This is a genomic window from Streptomyces sp. SID1328, assembly GCF_009865595.1.
GTDB lineage: Bacteria > Actinomycetota > Actinomycetes > Streptomycetales > Streptomycetaceae > Streptomyces > Streptomyces griseoluteus.
In genome coordinates this window covers 1-5,801 of the sequence record NZ_WWKH01000529.1, presented here as the reverse complement: position 1 = coordinate 5,801, position 5,801 = coordinate 1, and the positions used below count along the sequence as shown (strand labels likewise).

At 72.2% G+C, this 5,801-nt stretch carries 6 protein-coding genes; 5 read left to right on the top strand and 1 reads right to left on the bottom strand.

Translation table 11 applies throughout. The features are described from left to right. The coding region (locus tag GT030_RS16745; RefSeq protein WP_161201788.1) for a dihydrofolate reductase family protein at positions 1-528 on the bottom strand (528 nt) is incomplete at its 3' end. A 36-nt stretch (positions 529-564) separates the two neighbouring features. Between GT030_RS16745 and zapE the strand changes: the two genes are divergently transcribed. The 5 genes from zapE to GT030_RS16720 all read left to right on the top strand — a co-directional run bounded on the left by zapE (position 565) and on the right by GT030_RS16720 (position 5,550). After that, positions 565-1,659 carry a cell division protein ZapE gene (gene zapE / locus GT030_RS16740; RefSeq protein WP_161201787.1) on the top strand — a complete coding sequence of 365 codons (1,095 nt, stop codon included), beginning with the start codon at positions 565-567 and terminating at the stop codon, positions 1,657-1,659. Between the two features lie 209 nt (positions 1,660-1,868). Continuing rightward, on the top strand, positions 1,869-2,267 hold the full coding sequence (locus tag GT030_RS16735; protein ID WP_161201786.1) for a hypothetical protein: 399 nt from the start codon (positions 1,869-1,871) through the stop codon (positions 2,265-2,267). A gap of 77 nt (positions 2,268-2,344) precedes the next feature. Continuing rightward, positions 2,345-2,923, top strand: coding sequence for a carbonic anhydrase (locus GT030_RS16730; RefSeq protein ID WP_161201785.1), 579 nt, complete (start codon positions 2,345-2,347; stop codon positions 2,921-2,923). 8 nt (positions 2,924-2,931) lie between these two features. Beyond that, positions 2,932-4,428, top strand: a complete 1,497-nt coding sequence (locus tag GT030_RS16725; protein ID WP_161201784.1) for a SulP family inorganic anion transporter — start codon at positions 2,932-2,934, stop codon at positions 4,426-4,428. A 162-nt stretch (positions 4,429-4,590) separates the two neighbouring features. Further along, entirely contained in the window at positions 4,591-5,550 is a 960-nt protein-coding gene (locus GT030_RS16720; protein WP_161201783.1) for a slipin family protein, read from the top strand. Positions 5,551-5,801 lie beyond the last annotated feature (251 nt).

The following is a 5,801-nucleotide window of genomic DNA, read 5'->3' as shown; positions in this document are numbered from 1 at the left end:
GACGACCACCCGCGCCCCGGCCCGCTCGGCGGCGGCCACCCGGTCGGCGGGCGCGTCCGCACCGGTGAGGACGACCGTCGGGACCAGCGGCGAGGTGTACAGCGGAAGCGAGAAGTCCAGGTCGAGGCTGCCCGACACCACCGCCACGGCCGGAGCCGGCCCCTCCCCCGCCGCCTCCCGCGCCGCCGCGAACTCCTTACGGGCGCGAGCGGGCCGGTACCCCTCCTGCCGAACCGTTTCCGCACCGACCAGGACGACGTCCGCGAGCGCCCTCAGCGTGCCGAAGATCCGCATGTCGGCCGCGCAGGAGATGGGCTGGGAGCGCCCGTCGTGCTGGGCCGCGCCGTCGAGGGTCGAGACCATGTTGGCCCGCAGCCAGGTGCGGGGACCGCCGTCGCCGGAGACGGGATAGGCGTAGGCGGCGGCCAGTTCGGCCAGGCTCCACTCACCGGCCCCGTCGGGCGCCGCACTCCCCTGGCGGGCGGCCCGAGCTGCTGTTTCGTCGGTCACAGGGAACAGGCGTCGCATTCGTGCAGTGTGACATGGCGATTAGCATGGGTAACCGTGTCCTCCACCGCAGCCTCCGGCTCCACCCCGCTGACCGACGCCGGTCCGCTGTCCCTGTGCGCGCGTGAGCCGCACGTCCCGGCCGACCGTCTGGTCGCCGAGATGGTGCCGCCGCCCCGCTTCGACTCGGTGCGCTTCGCCACCTACATCCCGGACCCGAACCAGCCGAGCCAGACCGACGCCGTGGCCGTGCTGGAGGGCTTCGCGGCGGGACTCGGCGGCGCCCGTCCCGGCGAGGGCAAGCGGGGCCTGTTCGGCTTCGGCCGCACGAAGGCCAAGGCCCCGGCCGGCCCGCGCGGGGTCTACCTGGACGGCGGCTACGGCGTCGGCAAGACCCACCTGCTCGCCTCGCTCTGGCACGCCACCCCGGCCGAGCCCTCCCGCAAGGCGTTCGGCACCTTCGTGGAGCTGACCAACCTGGTGGGCGCCCTCGGCTTCCAGCAGACGGTCCGGACACTGTCCGGCCACGCCTTGCTGTGCATCGACGAGTTCGAGCTGGACGACCCGGGCGACACGGTGCTGGTCTCCAGCCTGCTCGGCAAGCTGGTCGAGGCGGGCGTGGCGCTGGCCGCCACCTCCAACACGCTGCCCGGCAAGCTGGGCGAGGGCCGGTTCGCGGCGGCCGACTTCCTGCGCGAGATCCAGGGCCTGTCCGCCCACTTCCGCGCCCTGCGCATCGACGGCGAGGACTACCGCCACCGCGGTCTGCCCGAGGCGCCGGCGCCGTACACCGACGAGCAGGTGACCAAGGCCGCTTACCGCGCCGAGGGCGCCTCACTGGACGCCTTCCCGCGGCTGCTGGAGCACCTGGCGAAGGTGCACCCGAGCCGGTACGGCGCACTGACCGACGAGGTGCGCGCGGTCTGCCTCACCGATGTGCGGCCGGTGCCGGACCAGTCGACGGCGCTGCGGCTGGTGGTGCTGGCCGACCGGCTCTACGACCGCGAGGTCCCGGTGCTGGCCTCGGGACTGCCCTTCGACAAGCTGTTCAGCGAGGAGATGCTGAACGGTGGCTACCGCAAGAAGTACTTCCGCGCGATCTCCCGGCTCACCGCGCTGGCGCGCGACGCCAAGCCTCTGGTGACAGAGTAACAGACCGGGCGCCCTGTTCCTGATATCCCATCAATTCATGCGGGTCAAGAGCTGATTCCAGCCGCTTGACCCGCTTTTTTCACGCTTCCTACGGCGCGTAACCCGTCGTTAACCCTGCAAAGCTTCACGCCGGGTTAACGTGTTTCTTGACCATTTATTGACCAACGCTTGGCGCGGGCAAGAGACGTGGGATTCCGCAGGGGGTGCGCATGTCCCGAGGCAGGACGCTCGGCGCGGCGCTCGCCCTGTTCGCGGTCGCGCTGCTCTCCCTCCAGCTCTTCGCACCCTCCGGACCCTTCGCCACCGCACATACGCTCGGTGAGGCAAAGGCCAAAGACGCGCCGGGGATCGTCCTCGTCGCCCAGCCCGCGGGCGAAGGCGTGGACCTCGCCCGCGAACCCCGCAGTCCCAAGACGCCGCCGGTCGCCGCCCATACCGACCGGCACCGCCAGCGCGGCGCCGCGCCCACTCCCGCGCCGGAGCGCCCGCTCATATCCCGGCGGCCGGCCGAGCCCGCACCGCCCACGCGGTCCGGCGCGCCGGACGCCGGCTTCACCAGATCCTCCGGAGCCCATGCCACGGCAGTCCTTCAGGTCTTCCGCTGCTGACGGGCGGGCTCGCTCCCCCCACCACAGTCGTGCAAGCCCGACGCGCCGCCGAGGCGCGCCAGGAGGAGTCCACCATCATGCAGCCCCTCATCGACTACGCCCGCACGTTCGGCCGGCGCCCCGAGGAGTTCGCCCGCCTCGCCGAGGGCCAGTCCCCCCAGGTCCTGTTCATCACCTGCTCCGACTCACGGGTCGTCCCCGCCCTGATCACGGGCGCCCGCCCCGGCGAGCTGTTCGAGCTGCGCACCGCGGGCAACATCGTCCCGCCGCACGCCTTCGAGCATCCCACCAGCGAGGCCGCCACCATCGAGTACGCCGTCGAGGTGCTCGGCGTCCGCGACATCGTCGTCTGCGGTCACTCGCACTGCGGCGCGGTCGGCGCGCTGGTGCGCGGCGACGACCTGACCGCCGTACCCGCCGTGCGCGACTGGCTGGCGCACGCCGCCCCGCGCCCGGCCGGCGCCGCCGAGGACCCGGAGGTCGCCGAGGGCGTGCAGTGCCACGCGCTGACCCAGCTGCTGCGTCTGCGCTCGTACCCCTGCGTCGAGCGGCGCACGGCGGAGGGCACGCTCGCCCTGCACGCCTGGTACTACGAGGTCCACACCGGGGCCGTGCGCGCGCACCGGCCCGACACCGACACCTTCGAAGCCCTGTGAGCGCGCCGATGACCGGGCAAGGGCACATATCGCGCGCTCCGCATCTGCGGCGGGACTTCGCCGCGTCCCTCGTCGTCTTCCTGGTCGCGCTCCCGCTGTGCGTGGGCGTGGCCGTCGCCTCCGGGGTACCGGCCGAACTGGGGCTGGTCACCGGCATCGTGGGCGGTCTCGTCACCGGGGTGCTGCGCGGCAGCAGCCTGCAGGTGTCCGGCCCGGCGGCCGGGCTGACCGTGCTGGTCTTCGAGGCGGTCAAGGAGTTCGGGCTGCCGGTGCTGGGCGCGATCGTGCTCGCCACCGGACTGCTCCAGACCGTGATGGGAGTACTGCGGCTCGGCCGGTACTTCCGGGCCATATCCCTGGCGGTCGTGGAGGGCATGCTGGCCGGAATCGGCCTGGTCCTGGTGGCCGGACAGCTGTACCCGGCGATGGCCGCCAAGGCTCCGGACGCCGGGCTGGACAAGATGCTCGGTCTGCCGCGCGGTCTCGCCGGCGCGGTCGGTGACGGCAGGGCGCTGGCCTCGCTGGCGCTGTGCGCGGGCACCATCGCCGTCATGGTGGGGTGGAAGCACCTCCCGTCGAAGGTGCGCACGCTTCCCGGTCCGCTCGCCGCCGTCGGGCTCGCCACGCTGGCCGTGCCGGTGTTCGGCATGCGGGTGGCGATGGTGGAGGTGCAGGGGCTGCTGGGCGCCGTCCAGCCGCCGCCGCTCAGCGCCTTCGCCGAGTTCGCCGATGTGGCGGTGCTCGGCACGATCGTCGCGTTCACCCTGATCGCGTCCGCCGAGTCGCTGTTCAGCGCGGCCGCCGTGGACCGGCTGCACGACGGCCCGCGCACCGAGTACGACCGTGAGCTGACCGCCCAGGGCGTCGGCAACACGGTGTGCGGGCTGCTCGGCGCGCTGCCGCTGACGGCGGTGATCGTGCGCAGCGCGGCCAATGTGCAGGCGGGCGCGCGGACCAAGGCGTCCCGAGTGATGCACGGTCTCTGGCTGCTGCTGTTCGCGGCGCTGCTGCCGGGCGCCCTCGCCCACATCCCGCTGCCGTCGCTGGCGGGCGTCCTGATCTACTCGGGGGCCAAGCTGGTCCCGGTCAAGGCGCTGGCGGGGCTGTGGCGCGAGCAGCGCGGCGAGGCGCTGATCCTCGCGGTGACAGCGGTGTCCATCGTGGCGGTCGGCATGTTCGAGGGCGTGCTGGCCGGGCTGGCGCTGGCGATCGTCAAGACCGCCTGGGAGGCGTCGCACATCAAGGTCACCGTCATGGACAAGGGCGCGGGCCCCGTGGATGCCTGCCTCTCGGGCAACGCGACCTTCCTCAGGCTGCCGAAAATACTGGACAGCCTCGAGGCGCTGCCCAAGGACCGCCCGGTCCGGCTTGACCTCTCCGGCCTGCTGCACCTGGACCACGCCTGCCGCACCGCCCTGGAGAACTGGGCCGAGCGGCACAGCGCGGAGGGGACGGAACCGGTACGGCTGACCTCGTCGGCCAAGGCCGGGGTGCGGGCCGGCTGACGTACGCAGGCCGCCGAGGGGGCCGGGGTGAGGGGAGCGATCCCGTCGTCCCGGCCCCCTCGCTCGTCCACAGGTGCTTGTCCACAGGCCATGGCTTCCCTCCACATACCGGACGTACTGTTGAGTAAGGGACAAACAGACCTCTCGGTGAGGGGGGCGACCATGTTGGAAATCGTGATCACGCTCATTGCGGTGTTCGGCGCGCTGGGTCTCATCTGCCTGGCCGCTGCCATGCGGGTCATCAAGCAGTACGAACGGGGAATCCTCTTCCGGCTGGGACGGATCACGGGTGCGCCGCGGGAGCCCGGGCTGACGCTGATCATCCCGTTCGTGGACCGGCTGCACAAAATGAACATGCAGATCGTCACGCTGCCGATCCCGGCCCAGGAGGGCATCACGCGGGACAACGTCACCGTGCGGGTGGACGCGGTGGTGTACTTCCGGGTGGTCGAGCCGACGGACGCGCTGGTGCGGGTGGAGGACTACCGGTTCGCCGTCTCGCAGATGGCGCAGACCTCGCTCCGGTCGATCATCGGCAAGAGCGATCTGGACGATCTGCTGTCCAACCGGGAGAAGCTCAACGAGGGCCTGGAGCTGATGATCGACAGCCCGGCCGTGGGCTGGGGCGTCCAGATCGACCGGGTGGAGATCAAGGACGTGTCCCTGCCGGACACCATGAAGCGCTCGATGGCCCGCCAGGCCGAGGCCGACCGGGAGCGCCGGGCCCGCATCATCAACGCCGACGCCGAGTACCAGGCGTCGAAGAAGCTCGCCCAGGCCGCACAGCAGATGGCGGACACCCCGACCGCCCTCCAGCTCCGGCTGCTCCAGACCGTGATGGCGGTGTCGGCCGAGAAGAACTCGACCCTGGTGCTGCCCATCCCGGTGGAACTGCTCCACTTCCTGGAGCGGGGCGCCCGCGAAGGACAGCCCACGGACCGCAAGACCGAGAAGCCCGAGGAGCCGGAGACACCCGAGGAGCCCGTACCGGAGATCGCACCGGCCGAGGAGCCGGTGTCCCCCTACCTGGACGCCCTGACCGGCCCACCGGATCTGGGCGCCGTCCTCGACCAGCCCCCGGAGCGGGTCACCCAGGCGGAGGGGCGGCCCGGGCAACCGTGAAGCGCGGCACAAGCGGCTGCCGGACCGGACCGCCGCGCGGGTGACCGTAGCGTCGCGTCGCCCGGCGGATGAACATATGACCAGCCCGGCAGCCCTATTTTCATATGGTGATTGCACTCGCACGCCGTATCACCGCCGTCTGCGTCCTCGGCGCGGCCCTCGCCGCCTGCGGCACCGCCGGCCCCGCCGAGCCCGCGCGCCCGGCGCACGCCGAGCCCCATGCCTCCCCCGCCGCGCCGTCCCCGGCCGGC

Bases quoted from the DNA above. Each gene is read 5' to 3' on its own strand.
- GT030_RS16735 (WP_161201786.1), top strand. From the start codon at position 1,869: ATGTCCCGAGGCAGGACGCTCGGCGCGGCGCTCGCCCTGTTCGCGGTC.
- GT030_RS16730 (WP_161201785.1), top strand. From the start codon at position 2,345: ATGCAGCCCCTCATCGACTACGCCCGCACGTTCGGCCGGCGCCCCGAG.
- GT030_RS16725 (WP_161201784.1), top strand. From the start codon at position 2,932: ATGACCGGGCAAGGGCACATATCGCGCGCTCCGCATCTGCGGCGGGAC.
- GT030_RS16720 (WP_161201783.1), top strand. From the start codon at position 4,591: ATGTTGGAAATCGTGATCACGCTCATTGCGGTGTTCGGCGCGCTGGGT.